Below are 18,430 nucleotides of genomic sequence, written 5' to 3'. Positions count from 1 at the left end.
CTTTTCCATGAACTTATTTTAAAACCATTATACAAATCCAGGCAACAAATAGAAATGGGCACATGACTAAAAATAACGCCGCTTTTTTGTTATACATACCAAACATCAAATTATGTTTTATGAAAGCCAATGAGCGGACCGTCTAATCACACTTTCTAAAGTACAGCTCTGTATAACAGACCTTACCATGGCTCTGCTCTGACTTCATCAAGCTGATTCCGTACACCTGCTGACCGATCTGGGGCAATTGTCGGTTAAAATCGCTGATATTAAACGCCCCATTCATCACGACTCGTCTCGCCAGTGTGATATGGGGCCGAAACGCTTTTCGGTCCGGCTGAACGCCCCTCTTCTGAAGTTGACCGATTAACCTCCGCTGTATTTCAAAAAGTGTTTGGTTTTCTGTAATTCCCAGCCAATAGAGGCCTTCTGCTCCGCGTTGAAACCGTCCAAGCTGGCAAAAATTCAGCTCGAATAACGGGCAGTGAACATCGTCCATTGCACGGCATACATCGTATATCCGATCCTCAGGGACTTCGCCCAGAAAGGCTAACGTCAGATGCAGATTCTCAATAGGAGTTAAAGCTCCCTTCCGCATAAATTCTTTCAGGGCTAAGGCTGTATGCCCTAGTCTATTTTTGGTTTGATCATTAAAATTAATGGCGATAAAAATACGCATGCTCTCTCCTATAATCTATGCAGCGTTTGTTGAATAAGCATTTTTATCCGACGCCGCCTAGTCTTTACATTGTTGGGAAGATTCCCATCCTCAAAAGGGCTCCCATGTATAAGGCCGAGACAAATGCCTTCTACAATCATCTCTTTTTGCCTTCTTTCTGTCAGCAGATCCACTTCTGGACAGCACCAGCTTTTAATCTCGTCCTCAATGGATCGAGACAAATCTCTCTTTTCTGACCGGAACCGATTATAACAAATGCCCGCCAACTGGCGAAACAGCCGATGAATCGGTTCTTCTATATTAATACAACAAGGATAAAAATATATGCTGATGCTGCTGCTCATGTCAGTTTGAATAATTCGCCAATGGTCCTGCTCCGTTGTATGGCTTTGACCCAGCCGTATAAAGCATGGTCTGTGAAGATCAAAGATTTTTTTGTCCAGCCCGAATTCTTCATTTAAATAACCCATTGCCTGCCGTATATTCGCCGCCTCTACCTGCTGCCCTTGAGCATGGTAAAATTCCCGGCTCATAGAAATACCCAGATCGTTTAGCCGCCTCAGGGTTCTCACAGTACCGCACCGAGCCGGCGAATTATGTGCCAGGTAGCGGAGCGCTGCTTGACCTCCGGAAAAAATTTTATAATGAGGCTCCCCTGTATTGAAAATTAAATCTTCCTTATGAATGGCGATGATCCAATCATAATATATCTGTACAAGCATATCTCTATGAACGGAATCCAATGCCATCTGGGCAAAGGCTGCTACTCTTTTCCCGCATTCGGGCAAATCGCCGCATGAGAAGCCTTCAGCCAAAGTCTGCCGATCAATTACTGCCATGATAACGCCCTTCCTTATTTCAGACAACTAAGTTTCCTGCTATGATATCTGTCCAGGCCAGTATTTCCGCAAATCCCGGTAATCTTTCCAATTCAGGCCCGTAACTTGCTCAATTATCGACCATTCCATGCCCATCCTTCTCATACGCCGGACGATTGAAATCCTGGCTTCGATCCGTCCCTCCCGATAGCCTGAGCGAAACGTCTCTTGACGGATCTCTGCAAGCAAAGATTCGATTTTTGTCTGAGGGTTCTTTTTTTGCGGCAACGGTTTCATCTTTTTATAGCTCCCTTTCTATGTAATTTTTTTACATTTACATTGTTTTCCATATCATAGCGTATTTAGCTTTTGCTGTCAACCATTATTTTCCATAAAAAATTAATCTTTTTAATTATCCTTATCGCATGTTTTCCAAGCTGTGGTATAATAGCTCCAAGGGAAAGGGGATTTTTATGGATTTATCCGTCTATGAGCTTGCAGCTTTCTTTTTTATATACGGTTTTTTAGGTTGGTGTACGGAGGTTTGTTTTCAGGCCTTGAGCAAGGGCAAACTGGTCAATCGTGGTTTTCTGAACGGTGCCATCTGTCCGATTTACGGAGTCGGCGTGACCTGCGTGGTCTGGCTTTTAGAGCCGCTGGCGTCCCATGGATTGGTTTTGTTCTTTGCATCGATTCTGCTCTGCTCGATTTTAGAATGGATAACCGGCTTTGTCCTGGAAAAACTGTTTCATCAGAAATGGTGGGATTATGCAGATGAGCCCTTTAATATTGGCGGCTACATCTGTCTGCGGTTTTCCATCATGTGGGGGTTCGCATGCGTCTTTGTCGTGTATATCATCCATCCAACCATAGTGAGGCTGGTGGATTGGTTCCCTCATACGTTGGGAATTGCAGCGCTGTCCGTTTTCGGCGCCGCTTTTTTAACGGATTGTGCCGCAACCATTAAGACCATGATCGGCTTTAACAAAGAATTAAAGCGGATCGATGAAGGAGCGGCCAAGCTCAAAGAGGTTTCCGATGATATCACCGAGGTTCTTTATGAAGGAGCTGTTATGGCGAAAGAGGAAGCAAAGCGGGCCAGGAAAGAAACCGAAGAGCTCAAGGCCAGGATCGCTGCTGAAAAAGACGACATAAAAAATTATAAAAAAGAATTGGAACGAAAGCTTACCTATGGGCAGCGCAGACTGCTGAACGCATTTCCCAGTGTAAAATCCACCCGGCATATTGAGGCAATGGATGAAATGAAACGCCGGCTTGACGAGTATAGGAAATTAAAGAGGAGATAATGAGATGAAAGTATTAAAAGTTATTGTTGCATTGATTATATCGTTCCTGCTTATTTGCACGCAGGGGATTTTGATGGGGGCGTTTGCATGTGACCGTTCCTTTTCCGCCGATTCGGTGACCAAAGCGATTCAAGAAACGAACTTTACAAAGCAGCTGTACGATCAGGCGGCCGCGTCTAATGAGGCCGCCGATGAAAAGGTCCAGACTTTTATACAACAGGCCATGGGCACAGATACCGCAGCCAAAGCCCTTGGAGAATATGCATCGTCCGCAATCAACTCGGTTTTATACGGCGAAAAATATGAACAGTTTACTCAGGAGGATTTGGCGCGCATCGCGGAAGACAGCCTGGCGGAACTATCGGGGCAGACCGGGGTAACCATTTCGGAAAGCCAGAAGAAACAAGTCCTCAGTTATGTGGATAAAAACGGTCCTGCCATCGTTAAAGAAATCAATGACACGCTGCCGGTGATGAACGATAGCGCTGCGGCAGGCAGCAGCGAAATGGCAGCGATTTCCCAGGTTCAGTCCTTCCTGGGCACACCCATGAGAGTGGCTTTGTCGGCAGTCTGCCTGATTCTTGGTATTCTCCTCATCGCCCTTTTCTGGGGAAGCAAGCTGGGATTCATCTGGTGGGCATTCATCAGCTTCATTCTCGGATCGGTATTTGTACTTTTGGGTACTTCCAGTAATTTGCTCAGCAGCTACATCCAGGAAACAGGCGAAGGCACTACTTTTTCGCTGCTGTTGACCGGAATGTTCACCAAAGGCTTTACCTTTGTGGGTGTGGCCGCCCTTATTTTGATGGCGGTCCTGGTTGTGATGTGCCTGGTGGGAAGAAGCATCGCAAGAAAACGAGCTGCCGCGTAAGCGTCTGAGCATATTCATTAAAGAAACTTAATAAAGTTGGACAGCTGCGCCTCCCAAGGCCGAGAGCGCGAACCGAAAAAAGTTAAAAGTATCAGAATTTAGCCCAGTGGCATTCAATCCTGATACTTTTTTTCTCTGTTGTAACCGACGCCCTCCGGTCCAGCGCGTGGAAAATTTTTAAAAATTTGAAGTATTTTTACGCAAAGTTGTAGGTTTGCGGACCCTCATATCGAGGAAACCCTCGCTTGGCTTCTGACAAACGGAGCTGAGAGCCTGCAACCGTTGAAATTTGCGTAAAAAGTAAAATCTTTTTTCAGATTTTCCCCAGGAATCCCACTTCACTGCTTCACCCCGCCGGGGCTTCAAATTCTGATAAACTCCTGTAAAAATTGGCATCTTGCTCTCCAAACCGGCCTTTTAACTATCCAGGCCCAGGACTTTCTTATCGCGCCTTTCTAACGGGAATCTGTATCTCTGTCAGGTATTCTTCTTCCCGCTCCCTGTTCCAGCATCCGTCGATGGCGCTGTCTCTGGGCGGTCCCGCTTGCTCATAGCCATGCTCCTTTATCCACGATCTGGCGAATGCATGGGCTCTTCCCAGGTTCCTATATGGACCCTTGTGGAGGACTGACACAACCGTGACCGGCTCCAGCTCTCCAAACTGATACGCCTCGCAGTCTTGCCCAAACCCGGTGACCGCATCGCAAAACCGGTAATGCACCTCCTTATCCCGGAATTCTCCATCCATGTAGATCAGCACATTATAGTCCGGATCCACCAGCTGAATCTGGGGATTTTCCTTCATCACCCGGTCGGATAAATCCTGAAGAAAGTTTTCATCTTTCGTAAAGTTAAAAAAGGATTCCAGCGACGGCGCGAAATAGTCTTTATAATAGATAATGCAGCCTGGTATTTTTTTGATCTCTGCTTTATAGCTCTCCATAGATGACCTCCCCTTCAAAAACCACTGCTCCAAAGTCAATATCCTTTACCTTTGCCGGATCCGCCTCCAAAGGGTTCTCCGACACGATACAAAAATTAGCCAGTTTTCCCGGAGTCAGGCTGCCCATGATGGTTTGCCAGTGAAGCTGTCTGGCCCCCGCCGCCGTGTACCCTTTCAGTAGAGTTTCCAAAGGGATGCGGGCATTTTCCGGCGGGCGCATGCCGCCTGGGTAGAGCCCCTCATCCAGCGGAAACTGGGGGTCGATCCGGGTATTGGCAACCTGTATGCCGAAGAACGGATTGGCTCGATTCAGCTCGTAATCCGTTATGACATCGCTGGAAAACGCCACCTGGGCGCCAAATCTGATCATGGGGTTGAACTGGTACATATTGTTCCACTTCTCCTCCCCGATAAAGCGCTTTGCCTCATCGCCGAAATACCCGCCCGACCAGTGGCAGCTCCAGTTGACCGCGATGCCCAGTTCAGCCGGTTTTCCCATATCATCTGCAGCCACAAGCTCGCAGTGGGCAAACACAATCTGGGAACCCCATTCCTTTCCCTGGAGCGCCGCCTCTTTTTTAGCCGCCGCAACTGCCTGCCATCCGGTGCGGAAAGCCCGGTCACCCACAATATGCAGGTGGACATCCAGCTTTTCGTCGTTGCAGAGCAGGAAACAGTTTTTCAACTCTTCCTGTTCCATCTTTATTTCTCCATAATTTTTGCCCTCAGGATCGCTGACATGGGGCTCCAGATAAGCGCCGTTTCCCGATTCGTTGGTGCCGTCCAGAAACAGTTTCATGGTCTGAACCTTGATGTGCTTTGTTCCGTATTGTTTTTGGTAATGGCGCAAAAGCTCGATCTTCCCCGGCAAATCCTGATAGGACCAAAAGCGCACCGCTCCGTCATAATAGACTTTTAACTCGCCCCGATCATCCAGATTTTTCAGAACCCGCATCTGTTCTTCGCTTTCAATGACCCCATCAAAGAGAGCCGTGATTCCTTTGGATTTAAAAAAGTCTAAAACTCGTTTCATGGCCGGCTCTGTCACCTCGATCGGCGGCGTCCATCCGATCTTTTCATACATCTTATCCGCGAAATGGAACCAAGCCATCTCCTTGACCCAGCCCGTAGGATTGCCGTCCTGGTCACGGACGAACATCTCCAGGCCCGGAACCGGATCTGGCGTGGAAGCATCCACCTCCATCAGCTCCAGCATCTTTGAGTTGACCCAGTGCATATGATCGCCAAAGTCCTGGCAGAGACATGGCCGATCGCTGATTGCCGTATCCAAAAGCTCTTTTGTCGGTCCCTCGGCACCAAATAGATTGGTCAGATAATATTCAAAATACAGAAACGGCACTTCCTCTTTGGGATGTTTGTCTCCATAATCTTTTACATAGCTCAGAAGGTCCCGGACGTTTTCAAACATGGGCATGGGGATGTGCCAGCTGCTCATGGCAACGGCCGCAGGATGAATGTGGCTGTCGATAAAGCCGGGAAGCACAAACCGCCCCTCAAGATCGATGGTCCGCACTTCTTCGCCCTCTGTTCTCGGTTCATCCTTTCCTACATAGATCAATTTATCGTCTTTATACGCAAGAACCTCCGCCCACGGCTGTTCATCATCCGCGGTGAAGATACGCGCGTTCCTCAGTAGCGTAATCATAATCCCTCTCTTTTTCCTTACTTTTCGTATACGACCTTTCCTTTAAAAATCGTCTGATCTGCCTCTATTTTATAGATTTCATCAACCGGCACGGCCTCGATATCGCAGTCCAGAATGACCAGATCCGCCGATTTACCCACTTCAATGGTCCCGGTCACATCCTCCAGGAAATTCTGGTAAGCACCGTTGATGGTCAAAGCCCGGATTGCTTCCGTCAGAGAAACCCGTTCCTGCTCGCCCAGGACCTTTCCTTTGAATCGATCATAGTCGGGCGCGTCAGGAAATACGCTCCTGGTCATGGCGCACTGAATTTCGTGGAAGGGATTGGGCGGCGGGGTCACTGGAAAATCGGTTCCGTAGGCCACAATCGCCCCGGCGTCCGCAAAGCTTTTGTTGGGGTAAAACTTCATGGCCCGCTCTTCGCCAAAGCATGGTTTATAAAAGTCTTCCACATCCGTATCATAGATCATCCATCTGGGCTGGCAGGAGCATACGATGGAAAGGTCGGCTATCCGCTGCACATCTTCCTCCCGCACGCCCATCAGGTGGGCGATGACGTTGCGGTTATCGCCGTCCGAATGCTTCTGCGCCTCTTCCAGACAGTCGATGGAGGTCTTGACCGTTTGATCACCCATTGCGTGCATGTGGATTTGAAAGCCCTGTTCAATCGCCCGGCTCATATATTCTGCGCCTTCCTTCACCGTCCAGAAGAGATCGCCCCGGTAGTCTTCCTCCCGGCCCGCGGTTTTATTGACCTGGGCGCTGTATGGCTCAATCATGCAGGGCGTGCCTTCCATGAACATTTTGATGGTATTGATCTGAAACAGGTCGCCCCGGTTATCCTTGCCTTTTCTGGAAAGAGCCGTCTGCCAATCCTCCTCCGCCCGGTTGTTATCCAGGGCATAGACGCCCCTGGCCCGCATGGTAAGCCGGCCCTCTTCAGCCAGCTCCACATATGCCTGGCGGGCGTTGTCGGTGTGAAAGGCATCGCAGATCAGGGTCACGCCATAGTTATTTGCCAGCTCCTTCTGGTATTTGAGCAGCACCTCTTTATACTGTTTCACTGTATAATCATATCCTGGGAGATTGGCCTTGATCAGTTCAATTGCCGAAGCCTCTTCAAAGATGCCGGTTGGATATCCATCCTTTTCTCTGTGGATAACCCCCGTATCCGGTGAAGGCGTCTCTTCGGTCACGCCGGACAGTTCAAGAGCCTTTGTATTGACCCAAATATTGTGCAAGCAGTAAGATTCCAGAACAATGGGTTTGTCGCTTAAAACCTCATCCAAATCGTGGCGGCTGGGCATTCTGCCGTCGCCGTTGGAACCATTGAACCAGGCCCGGTTCCAGCCGTTTCCCCGGATCACTTCCAGATCGGGATTGGCCTCAATATAGGCTCGCAGCCGATCCGTATATTTTTTAATGACATCCTCGTTGGATTCTCCCTCTTCCTGGTAAATATTAAATAAATCGCAGGCAGCATAGGTCCCGGCGCTGGAAGCCGCATGGCAGTGTCCGTCACACAGGCCCGGCAGCACCGTATGGCCCTTGCAGTCGATCACCTTTGTCCTGCTTCCAATAAACGGGTTCATTTCTTCCGATGTGCCCGCGGCTATAATAATTCCGTCTTTCACCGCTGCTGCTTCGCCCCGGGTCACGCTGCCCGCCAGGTCAACCGATAGGGTTTTTCCATTGATTAAAACTAAGTCCGCTGTATTCATCATCTTTCCTCGCTCTCGTTCAAAGGATATACTTCTCTTCCTTTAAAGAAGGTTTTCTCCGCCCGCAGGCTTCCGATTGCTTGCGGATCAGTTTCCGTGATCCGCTTATCCAAAATTACAAAATCCGCGGATTTTCCGATTTCCAGAGACCCGGTCACATCCTCAAGGAAACATTGATAAGCACTTGATATGGTGTATCCTTCGATCATATCATTAAGGCCGACCTTTTCCTGCTCCGCGCCCAGGGATACGCCTTTGTAGTGCTCATATTCCGGATGGGGCGGCGTGATGGTCCTGGTGATACCAGTCTGTATGCCAAGAAAAGGACTGGGAGGAATGGTCACAGGAAAATCCGTTCCGCAGGTAATCCGGCATCCAGCATTTTTGATGCTTCCAAAGGGATAGGTCCTGTGAATCCGCTCCGCGCCCAGCATGGCAGCTCCTGTCTCTTCACTCATGCTGTCGGCGATGGCCCACATGGGCTGGATCGCCGCTATTATGCCCAGCTGGGCCATTCTGCGGATATCCGCTTCGTCTACCAGCATCAGGTGGGTGATGGTATGGCGATTCTCTTTTAAGTCGTTGAACTTTGCCACATATTCAAATGCGTCAAGGGCCATGCGCACCGCTCCGTCGGTCATGCAATGGAGATGGATCTGCAGCCCGGCGCTGTCGATTTTGAGAAAGTATTCGTTGAGTTCTTCCTGGCTCCATTGGGAATATCCCAGGTAGCCTTCCTCCATGCCGATGCTGGCCAGCCAGTCCTTTTCAAAAGGCTCATTGAGGAAAAAGGTCAAACCGGATCCGTCGATAAAAAATTTTACTGTTTGGATGGCGAATCCGTCTGTGCGATATTTATCCTTGTCAGCCAGGATCTCATCAATCTGGCTGGCGGGAAGGGAAGGATCCGCGTAAAAGGAGGACCTGACCCGCAGGTTGAGCCGCCCTTCCTCTTCCAGCTCCTGATAGGCTTTCCTGGCATTTTCGCTGCAGTATGCGTCGAAAATCAAGGTCGTGCCGTAAGAATTTCCAAATTTGTCTTGATAATATTCAATCCCCGCCTTGTATTCCTCCACCGAATAGTCGGCTCCAGGCAGATTGCGCAGCAGCAGGTCCGTGGCCGTGGTTTCCTGGAAAATGCCGGTGGGGTTGCCGATAGGTCCCCTTTCGATGACTCCATTGCGGGGCGACGGGGTGTCTCTGTTAATTCCCGCCAGTTCCATGGCCTTGCTGTTTACCCATAAATAGTGATGGTCAAAGGACCGGAGAATCACCGGGATATCCGGGCAGACGGCATCGATGTCCGCTGCCATGGGCTGCCCCATGGGGTCGGAGACAAACAGGGTGGGATTCCAGCCGGCGCCGCGGATGATGGCGGAATCCTTGTGGTTCTCCGCATAAGCCCTGATTTTCTCCTGATATTCTTTGATATAGTCGTCCCTGGTTTTGTCCGGCGCGAAATCAACTCCCCGCAGATCAAAATCAAAGATCAGTTCTGTAGTCATGGATGCATGAAGATGGGAATCTGCCAGCCCGGGCAGAACGGTCTTTCCTTCCAGGTCGATGATCTTTGTGTCCGGACCGATCCAGCTTTCCATCTCTTCATCCAATCCCAGCGACAAAATCTGTCCGCCGCAGACCGCCATTGCCTGATATTCTTTTTTGCATCTTGCTTCATCGATGGAGTACAACTGCCCGTTTTTTAAAACCAGTTCTGCAGTCTTTTTCGTGTTTATCATATGCTTTGCCTCGCGATCTTTTTTATAACGACTTTTCGTTGAACTCGGTGTACTTTCTCTTGGAGGAGGTACAAATTCCTCGAATTACCGCTACCAGTACCAGCACGCCGGTCATAATCAGCCAAGGAATATGATAAGCTCCGAACGTCTGGTAGAGTACACCCACTGCAGTGGCTCCAATGGCTCCGCCGATTCCGATGAACACATTCACGTAGCCGATCAGCCTGCTCAGATCTTTTTCTCCGTACATGTGGCTCATCATTAAAGGTGAGATAATATTGATTGCCGGAACGCCGAACATGTAACCGATCATGAACACTGGAATGCCCCATCCGGCCGTACCGGTATAAGCCAGGCCGAACACTGCCATGGCAAAGAAGAGGCTGGTGCCTACCGCTGCCACCGATAGTTTGAATTTGTCACAGATAATGCCGATAATTGGTCCGGTTACGATCATAATGAGGGACATGGTGGAAATTAGAGCTGTGGCTTTTGTCTGTGAGATTCCGCCGATCACCATGGTCGCGATGCCGTGCTGGAGGATCGAGCCAGAAACGATAACGGCCAACGTGCAGGAAATGAAAGCCAGCCAGGTGATGGGTTTTTTCAAGGCTGCGGCAAAGCCGATTCCGGAAGCGGTTCCCTGCTGCATGGCTGCCAATTCACTTTCCTCCAGGTCGCCGACCCGCTGGATTCCCTTTTGGGCCGGGCTCCAAACGACAACTTTTAAAGCGATTAATACGCAGACCGCAACGCAGGCGGCCAGAATGATGTATCCGACTCTCCATCCGCGGGAAAGGATCACAAAGTTGAGTACGTTCATGAGAATGACGGTAATAATGGACATGATGGCCAAGAAGATACTCATGGCCCTGCCCCTGGCCTTTTCGCCAAACCAGTTGCTGACCAGGATCTGGCACGGTGTCATGGTAAAGGCGCCGAAGCAGAATCCCTGCGGAACCGCGAAGATGTAAAACCACATCAGAGATTTCGCCATGGCAAATCCAATAAAGGAAATAATTCCCACACATCCTGCGATAATCATGATCTTTTTCATGTTCTTTTCATTGAAATGTTTTGAAATAGTAAGCAGGGTTATGATCTGGGTCAGGGACATGATGGTTATGTAAAAAGAATAGCCTGCCACGGGAAGGCCCAGGGACTGGGTAACCGGCATTAGGAACACCCCGGTCACAGAAACGATTCCGCTGTAGACCAGCCCGCAGAAGATGGCGGCGGCCAGGACGATCCACCACCCATAGTAGAATTTCCCATTTTCATCACGGAAAGTAAACGATTTCATAATAATTGCCTCCTTAAATAAATTTGTGCCTGAGGTTGTAATAATTGGCAGCCGCTTTGGCTGTAAGTTGCGAAGTGCGCTAAGTATCGCAGTAAAGTCAGTCTGTTTACAGCTCGATTTGGGGAGGAAGCTGTCTCAGTCCTTTTGTCTTAAACAGCAGATAAACGAGCCCTGCCGCAAGCCAGATTCCTCCGATAATTTTGGCATTTGTCTCCAGGCTGAAAAACAGGTAAAGAATGACCACTGCTCCAATAGCTGGAATCACAATATATTGAAACACAGCTTTTCCCCCTCTCTTGCGGTCTTTGACCCAATACTGCATGACGACAGACAAATTGACGAAAAAGAAGCCTACCAGTGCGCCGAAGCTGACCAGCGAAGCAGCTCCTGTCATATTGCCCTGGAAAATGATTGCTACCAGACCTACGATTCCAGCAATTAATATATTATATACTGGGACGCCTGTCTTAGGGCTGAGATAGCCGAACACCTTTTGAGGCAAAAATCCGTCTCTTCCCATGCTGTACATAATTCTGGAAACTGCCATCTGGCCGGTAATGCAAATCGCGATGCAGCATACGGAATTAAGAACAATAAATATGTAGTTGAACATGGGATATCCAATTTTTACATAAAATTCCGTAATTGCAGAATCCGGATCCGTAACTTCTGAAAAGGCGTTTGGCCAGGCCGCATTCATGATAATTGCTGTCACTACCCACAAGAGGCCCGCTCCCAAACAGATAAGCACGGCTGCACGGCCGATTGTCTTTTCGGGGTTTACCGTCTCTTCAGCCATGGTGCTAACCGCATCAAAGCCCAAAAAACCTACGGCCAGAATAGCCGATGCCGCTAATACACCCGTCATGGTAAAGGATTCCGGCTTAATATAAATATCTGTCGCAAAGAGAGTTCCTTCTCCGCCGCCGTCGAACACATAGATTACTGCCAGAATGATGGTTACCACCAGTGCTGCAATTCCCAGGAGAGAAATGATTGTATCTACGGTGGAAGCCACTGTAATTCCCCGTAAATTGAACAGGGTTACAATCAATACTCCAATGATGATCCATACCCAGATTGGTACTGACGGCATCGCCACATTGAGATAAATTCCGAAGCTCAAATAGCAAACCATAGGCAGCAACAGGTAATCTGCCAGCATCGCCCATCCCACCATAAATCCCAAATGAGGATTCATTGTTTTTTGTGTATAAGTATACACAGAGCCAGCTACCGGATAGCGCCGGGTCATCTTTGCATAACTAATCGCAGTAAAGAGCATGGCTACTGCAGTTATCGCAATGACAATCGGATAATGTCCGCCTGACAACACGCTGAGAATACCAAAGTACATGGTAACTGCGGCAGGAGACAAGTATGCCATTCCTATGAAAAATAACTGCGGCAGCTTTAACGTTCGTTTCAGCTGGCCTTGTTCCGTTACAGCCTTTGCTTCCATATGTTCTTCCTCCTATAAACAAATTACATTTGATGAGTGCTTATATTTATACAATACAGTATTTTCAGAATACTGCAATTCAATTTTTAGGGTATTTTATTGTTTAAAAAACATGAAATTTACCATAATGTTTTGTTTTTTAGCCTGCCGCTTTAAGTATGTTTTTCTCAAATTGCAGGCGACATGGATTTTCGGAATGCGAGGCGGATGTGGCTTGAAGATCCCCTCCGCTGCTCGGTTTTTATATCGACCCAAGAAACCCACCTGCACCACAAAAGTGTCTATATAGCAGCTGCCTATATGGGCGGAACAATTTCGTTAATTGTAATCTTATGGGATGCAATGGTTACTCCAATCATCGGGTATATCGCTGACCGAACAACGTCAAAATACGGGAGGCGGAGACCTTTTATGCTGGCCGCTGTTTTTCCTTTACTTCTCTTTACGGTATTGCTGTTTACTGCTGTTAATTTTAGCACAACAGCCTCCTATGCTTACTATATTATAATCGGCATTTTGTTCTGGACTGTTTACGATTTTTATGTGGTACCGTTTTCCGCATTAGGTGCGGAGTTAACGCAAAATTTTAACGATCGCAATAATTTACGAACAGTGGTGGGATTTTTTATTTATCTTACGGTTTGGGGCGTTACCGCACTTCCTATGTTCATCTGGGACAGGGTGTCTCTTGCAGGCGGTTCTGATCAGTTGGCATGGATCATTTCAGCGCTTGTAATAGGCGGAGCCGGGCTTATCTGCGGACTTATTTGCTGGAATTTTACGAGAGGAAAAGAGTTGTCCGCTGGAAGTACTCTTGTGAAGGATGCCAATACACAAATAGAAAGGGGCTTTCTGCGTAATTACATTGAACTTTTAAAACAGCGCCCTTTGCGGAATATTACACTGACAATGATCTGCCTCTGCATCTCCTTTTCGATTGAATCGGCGGCCCTGGTTTATTTGATGAATAATAATTTGGGCCTTTCGGAAACAACACAGGCATTTTATTGGACATGTTATACGGTGATCACTTTCATCGTACTTCCCATCTGTAATGTAATCGCTAATAAAATCGGAAAACGAAACGCTTTGCTTTTGCTGAATGCTCTGGCCGCAGGAGGATGCGTGTTATACTATGTCGTAGGTATTGATAGTTTTGTCCAATTAGTAATATTCTCTTTTCTATATCAGCTGGGAAACTCAGCACTTTGGATTTTAGGGTATTCCCTAAGTTACGATTGTATAGAGGTGGACGAATTTTTACATGGCTGCCGAAGAGAAGGCGCTGTTACGGGATTGACCTCCTTTACGCAAAAACTAGGATCTGCCTTAGGCATGTGGATCAGCGGCTTATTACTTTCGTTTTTTAATTATGACGGTACCCAGGCAGTTCAATCTACGGCAACCGAAAAGGGGATTCTTTTCCTTAATACCATAGCCCCTGCAATCTCCATTCTATTTGGAATTGTTTTCCTTTGGTTATACCCGATTAATCAAAAAAATTATCAGGCAATTCTTGAGGCTACGGAACAGAAAAAAACAGGCCAGCCATTCAGCGTGGAAAAATTTAAGGAATTGATAAAATAAATCCTGGAGAGGAGAAATTTATAAACATGGAAAACAAAAAGGAAATAGCCGATATTGTGATTCTGAACGCAAACGTATATCTAGCTGATGACCAAGATACCATGGCTGAGGCCATAGCGGTTAAAGGAAGCAAAATTCTTTGTGTAGGAAAGGAGTCTTTCATCCGAAGCCGCATTGGGAGTACGACGGAAATAATCGATGCGGCAGGCAAAACCGTAATGCCTGGGCCAATTCAAAAGCTATCATGGACGCAGGAATAACAAATGATACTGCAGATCCAGCAGGAGGCCGCATTGATCGTAATGAGGATGGCACAGCCAGCGGATTTTTTGAGGACTGTGTATCCGTTGGCGTTACTTCGGTGCGGGAAGCCGGCATATCCGATGAGCCGGCCTACGAAGCCTACCTGCGGATGCTGGATGAAGATTTGCCGATCAACCTGTTTATGGATGTGGTTATCCCCTCCAATCATGAAACAAGCAACCGGGAAAAGCTTAAAGCAGCCCAACAAAAAATTGAAATGTTTAACCGTGGAAATTACTATACGGGTGGAGTGAAAATTTTTTTGGACGGCGTTTGTGAAGCAAAAACAGGTGCGGTCGAGGAGCCTTATTCAGATGATCCAAATAATAGAGGCACCCTGCTCTGGGAACCCGAAGATTTTAATGAAATTTGCAGACTGGCGGATGAACAGGGACTTCAAATTCATATACACGCCATCGGCGACCGAGCAGTTTGCACCGCCCTTGATGGTATGGAATACGCCTCTGCTGTAAATGGCAGCCGCCATGCAAGAAATATGATTGCACATATTCAATTAATGAAAGAGCAGGATTTAGAGCGGTTTGCTTCACTGGGCGCCATTCCTGTAATGACTCCGCAATGGTTTGAAAAAGAGCGTATGTATCGAGAGGTAGACGTCGCGTACTTGGGATGCGAACGGGCAGATTCAGAATATCTATTCAGACGCTTTTTTGATGCTGGCGTTCTCGCGACCTGCGGAAGCGACGCACCGATTGGGGTGACCAAAGAACTGCTGCCCATACCATTCAGTCCCTGGCAAGGAATCCAGCAGGCTATCACCAGGTGCGCACCCGATGCTTCTTATGAAGATGAAGCGCATATCCTGAATCCTTCTGAAAAAGTTGATTTAAAGACAGCAATCAAAGCATATACGATCTATGCGGCCGCCTCGTGGTTTAGGGAAAAGTCGACCGGGAGTCTGCTCCCCGGAAAGGATGCGGATTTGATTTTACTGGACCGGGATCTGTTTCATACAGAAGTAGGCCAAATATATAAAACGGTCGTTAAGTTGACCATGAAGCAAGGGAAAATCGTATACCGAGGATAGAACAAGAGCCCTTACAAAAACAACTTCGTCCTATGATTCTGCATGGATATCTGCATGACATCATCCTTAATATCCCGAATTTCCACATATTCCAGATCATCCTGCACGCCGTATTTATATTTATCGCGGAACTGCTTGGGCGTGCATCGGTACCAGCGCTTGAATGCAGCATAGTACAGCTTTACGTCGGAAAACCCATAGGCTTCAGCAACCTGAGCGATGCTTTTATCAGTCGTAAGCAGCATTTTTTCCGAGGCATTGGCTCGGTTGTAAGCCACCATTTTTTTAAAACTGAGACCGCTCTTTCGAATGAACTCCGAGACATAGGATTCTGTGAGGTGGAACTCCTTTGCCAGATCCTGAAGGGTCACCGGCTCATGAAGACGTTTCCACAGAAAGACGCTTATTTCGTGATAACGCTCGATATACTTCTCGCTGAGCTGTTCCCGGGAGACGAGATAGAAAAGAATGTCAAACTCACGCACCATCATTTGCATGATTTTATCAGTAGCCCGGTTGACCACTTCCAGATCAGGCTGATTTTCCTCATTGAGATATATCAGAATCCCCAGCAGCAGACCCTGCAGCTCCAGGTGAGCTTTCGTAGGATAGGGCTGCTCGGATTCTTTCAGTCCCTCACAAACGAACATGGAGTTTCGTGTCGCCGGATATTTTTCATAAAAGGGATCTAAATCAATGTAAAAGGAGACACAGATGCTGCCGTCGCCCTCCGCCAGATAGTAGGCATCCCGGTCCACGGAAATGAACTCTCCCTGGTGGAGGGTAAACTCTTCATATGCATATGAAAAGCGGATGCTCCCTTTTATGCACATAATGATTTCAAGAACCCCTTCCTGCAGCTGAGTGGAAAGAGAGTTGGCTGAATAAATGCTGAGTCCAAGAGGAGTCCCTTGTATCCATGAAACTTTTTTTGTCTGGATCATTGTTGTTCCGATCTCCTTTCCTATTCTTTCTTTTTCCCCAAAACGATCCTGGATTTTTTATCCTAAAACACCGCGGCAATCCATATCCAGCCAAAAAAACTATTCATAGCAGTATTATCTTGAAGAAACGCTGCGTGTGTTTACCATGAAAGTATTATAGCATATTCAATTTTGAATTCGACATAGCCGCCCAAATTCCACAAAAAGAATTGACAAAGTTTAAATATACGATAAAATATTAGCATACAAACTATTTGTATGCTAACTAAAAAAGGAGTTCGTTTTTATGGATACAAGTTTACACTATTTAATTATGATCGTACATTCTTTATTTCAGAAACAGGTATTGGCTGAGCTCTCTCCCCTGGGACTGACGGCGGGCCAGCCAAAAGTGCTGGATTATCTGGGCCGTCACGACGGAAGCGTGCAAAAAGAGATTGCAGTAGGATGCCAGATCGACCCGGCCACCCTCACCGGACTGCTCAACCGGATGGAAGACAAAGGGATGATTGAGAGACGGAGCCTTTCTGGCAACCGCCGCTCCTTTCATATCTATTTGACCGAGCTTGGGTGGGCGCGCCAGAAAGAAGTTATGGCTGCTTTTAAAAAATGTGAAAACAAACTGCTGTCGGATTTGAATCCGCTGCAGCAAAAGGAATTGACGCGCACGCTTTTGCAATTCTGTAAAAAAATGACGGATTTTGAGGTGCTGCAATGAGTAAAATGGAATTATTAAAACGATACATATTCTTCTTTTTGGGGCTGTTCATCAACTCCTTCGGCATCAGTCTCATTACCAAAGCCGCCTTGGGAACCTCGCCTATTTCCAGTGTTCCTTACACCCTCAGCCTGGCCTTTTCTCCAACTTTAGGCATATTTACCCTATATATGAGCATTGTCCTGGTGATCGTGCAGCTGATTTTATTGCGAAAAAACTTTCCCAAACAGTACTGGCTGCAGATTCCGATTTCGTTTTTGTTTTCCGCCTTTATCGATCTGACCATGTATCTGCTCAGGTTTTTGGCGCCGGAAGCCTATATTGTACAATTTCTCTGTCTGCTTTTGGGCTGCTTGATTCTGGGAACGGGCGTCTTTATGGAAATGGCGGCAGATGTGGTTATGCTTCCAGGCGAATGTTTTGTTAACGCGATTTCCAAAACCTTTCATACGGACTTTGGAAAAACAAAGGTCGCTTTTGATTCTTCGATGGCAATTACAGCCGTAATCATGAGCTTGATCCTTTTCCGCGGTCTGGCCGGTGTTCGGGAAGGGACGATTATTGCAGCAGTTCTCGTCGGCATGATCGCCCGTTTTCTTAAACGAAAGATTGGCGCCAAAGTTGAAGATGTTTTCTTCCGGCCTGCTGCGCAGGAAAAGGAGCCTGCTTCTGAGAAAACCGCTTCTTTGGGAGAGGAACCCATGATTATCACAATCGCCAGAGAGTATGGAAGCGGCGGCAGAAAAATCGCGGAAAAGCTCTCCCAAGAGCTGGGGTTTGCCTTTTATGACCGGGACATCCTTTCTCAGGCAGCTGCTAAACTCCATATGGATGAGCGGGAAGTGGAGAAAAAGGATCAGAAAATTACTAGTATTTTTCTATATGATATGCTTTCACAGCTCTACGACTTCTCCGAACAAAAGCCGATTTTGGATGATGTTTACGAAGCAGAAAAGCAGGTGATCCTGGATACCGCATCCAAGGGAAACTGTGTAATCGTAGGCCGATGCGCCGACGACATCTGCAAAGATTTCACCAACGTGCGCCGCATTTTTCTTTATGCAGATGAGGGCCATAAGGTTGGAGAGATCATGAGGCGGGAAGGGATGTCTGAATCCAACGCTTTAAAGCATGTAAAGGAAGTGAATAAGGAGCGGGCAACCCATTATAAATACTACACTGGCAAGGTGTGGGGCATGGCCTCTAACTATGACCTCTGTGTGGATACCGGCACCGCCGGAGTTGATAAAACCGTGGAGTTAATCGCCTCTATTCTTTAGGTGTGCCCATGGGCCCGCGGAAAATTTATAAAAGAAATCGA

The 18,430-nt window shown here is 47.5% G+C and carries 17 protein-coding genes; 7 read left to right on the top strand and 10 right to left on the bottom strand.

What is annotated here, in order from left to right:
* Nucleotides 1–142 precede the first annotated feature (142 nt).
* From thpR to NIA71_RS14540, 3 genes are read right to left on the bottom strand one after another with little or no spacing between them, the layout of a single operon-like run.
* Nucleotides 143–679 (bottom strand): RNA 2',3'-cyclic phosphodiesterase, encoded by a 537-nt coding sequence (thpR, locus tag NIA71_RS14550; protein WP_148397054.1) that lies wholly within the window; start codon nt 677–679, stop codon nt 143–145.
* Nucleotides 680–687: 8 nt separating this feature from the next.
* Nucleotides 688–1,518 carry a hypothetical protein gene (locus NIA71_RS14545; RefSeq protein WP_148397055.1) on the bottom strand — a complete coding sequence of 277 codons (831 nt, stop codon included), beginning with the start codon at nt 1,516–1,518 and terminating at the stop codon, nt 688–690.
* 39 nt (nt 1,519–1,557) lie between these two features.
* A complete protein-coding gene (locus tag NIA71_RS14540) occupies nt 1,558–1,794 on the bottom strand; it encodes a hypothetical protein (RefSeq protein ID WP_148397056.1) in 237 nt (78 codons plus the stop codon).
* A 176-nt stretch (nt 1,795–1,970) separates the two neighbouring features.
* Between NIA71_RS14540 and NIA71_RS14535 the strand changes: the two genes are divergently transcribed.
* Entirely contained in the window at nt 1,971–2,804 is an 834-nt protein-coding gene (locus NIA71_RS14535; protein ID WP_253020781.1) for a putative ABC transporter permease, read from the top strand.
* A 4-nt stretch (nt 2,805–2,808) separates the two neighbouring features.
* Entirely contained in the window at nt 2,809–3,675 is an 867-nt protein-coding gene (locus NIA71_RS14530) for a hypothetical protein (protein WP_148397058.1), read from the top strand.
* Nucleotides 3,676–4,117: 442 nt separating this feature from the next.
* Here NIA71_RS14530 and NIA71_RS14525 read toward each other — a convergent pair whose 3' ends face one another.
* The 6 genes from NIA71_RS14525 to NIA71_RS14500 all read right to left on the bottom strand — a co-directional run bounded on the left by NIA71_RS14525 (nt 4,118) and on the right by NIA71_RS14500 (nt 12,509).
* Complete coding sequence (locus tag NIA71_RS14525; RefSeq protein WP_148397059.1) at nt 4,118–4,618, bottom strand: GyrI-like domain-containing protein; 501 nt, start codon at nt 4,616–4,618, stop codon at nt 4,118–4,120.
* Nucleotides 4,605–6,284: an amidohydrolase gene (locus NIA71_RS14520; RefSeq protein ID WP_253020780.1), complete on the bottom strand. Its 1,680-nt coding sequence runs from the start codon at nt 6,282–6,284 to the stop codon at nt 4,605–4,607. Before NIA71_RS14520 ends, NIA71_RS14525 begins: the two co-directional genes overlap by 14 nt.
* A gap of 17 nt (nt 6,285–6,301) precedes the next feature.
* A complete protein-coding gene (locus NIA71_RS14515; RefSeq protein ID WP_253020779.1) occupies nt 6,302–8,008 on the bottom strand; it encodes an amidohydrolase in 1,707 nt (568 codons plus the stop codon).
* Complete coding sequence (locus NIA71_RS14510) at nt 8,005–9,744, bottom strand: amidohydrolase (protein WP_253020778.1); 1,740 nt, start codon at nt 9,742–9,744, stop codon at nt 8,005–8,007. Before NIA71_RS14510 ends, NIA71_RS14515 begins: the two co-directional genes overlap by 4 nt.
* Before the next feature lie 22 nt (nt 9,745–9,766).
* Nucleotides 9,767–11,047, bottom strand: a complete 1,281-nt coding sequence (locus tag NIA71_RS14505) for an MFS transporter (RefSeq protein ID WP_253020777.1) — start codon at nt 11,045–11,047, stop codon at nt 9,767–9,769.
* A gap of 106 nt (nt 11,048–11,153) precedes the next feature.
* Nucleotides 11,154–12,509, bottom strand: a complete 1,356-nt coding sequence (locus NIA71_RS14500) for an APC family permease (protein WP_253020776.1) — start codon at nt 12,507–12,509, stop codon at nt 11,154–11,156.
* 183 nt (nt 12,510–12,692) lie between these two features.
* Between NIA71_RS14500 and NIA71_RS14495 the strand changes: the two genes are divergently transcribed.
* Genes NIA71_RS14495 through NIA71_RS14485 form a run of 3 tightly spaced genes read left to right on the top strand, consistent with a single transcriptional unit; the run spans nt 12,693 to nt 15,447 of the window.
* Nucleotides 12,693–14,096, top strand: a complete 1,404-nt coding sequence (locus tag NIA71_RS14495; protein ID WP_332108552.1) for an MFS transporter — start codon at nt 12,693–12,695, stop codon at nt 14,094–14,096.
* A 26-nt stretch (nt 14,097–14,122) separates the two neighbouring features.
* A complete protein-coding gene (locus NIA71_RS14490) occupies nt 14,123–14,356 on the top strand; it encodes a hypothetical protein (RefSeq protein ID WP_253020774.1) in 234 nt (77 codons plus the stop codon).
* Nucleotides 14,341–15,447 carry an amidohydrolase gene (locus NIA71_RS14485; RefSeq protein ID WP_253020773.1) on the top strand — a complete coding sequence of 369 codons (1,107 nt, stop codon included), beginning with the start codon at nt 14,341–14,343 and terminating at the stop codon, nt 15,445–15,447. The genes NIA71_RS14490 and NIA71_RS14485 overlap by 16 nt, the downstream gene beginning before the upstream one ends.
* 11 nt (nt 15,448–15,458) lie before the next feature.
* Here NIA71_RS14485 and NIA71_RS14480 read toward each other — a convergent pair whose 3' ends face one another.
* A complete protein-coding gene (locus tag NIA71_RS14480) occupies nt 15,459–16,391 on the bottom strand; it encodes a helix-turn-helix transcriptional regulator (RefSeq protein WP_253020772.1) in 933 nt (310 codons plus the stop codon).
* A 286-nt stretch (nt 16,392–16,677) separates the two neighbouring features.
* On the opposite strand from NIA71_RS14480, the gene NIA71_RS14475 reads away from it, so the two are divergent.
* Nucleotides 16,678–17,109, top strand: coding sequence for a MarR family winged helix-turn-helix transcriptional regulator (locus NIA71_RS14475; RefSeq protein WP_253020771.1), 432 nt, complete (start codon nt 16,678–16,680; stop codon nt 17,107–17,109).
* Nucleotides 17,106–18,389 carry a cytidylate kinase family protein gene (locus NIA71_RS14470; RefSeq protein WP_253020770.1) on the top strand — a complete coding sequence of 428 codons (1,284 nt, stop codon included), beginning with the start codon at nt 17,106–17,108 and terminating at the stop codon, nt 18,387–18,389. Before NIA71_RS14475 ends, NIA71_RS14470 begins: the two co-directional genes overlap by 4 nt.
* Nucleotides 18,390–18,430: the final 41 nt, after the last annotated feature.

This window comes from Ihubacter massiliensis (assembly GCF_024125305.1).
Classification (GTDB): Bacteria; Bacillota; Clostridia; order Peptostreptococcales; family Anaerovoracaceae; genus Hominibacterium; species Hominibacterium faecale.
This window is presented reverse-complemented; position numbering and strand designations above follow the sequence as displayed.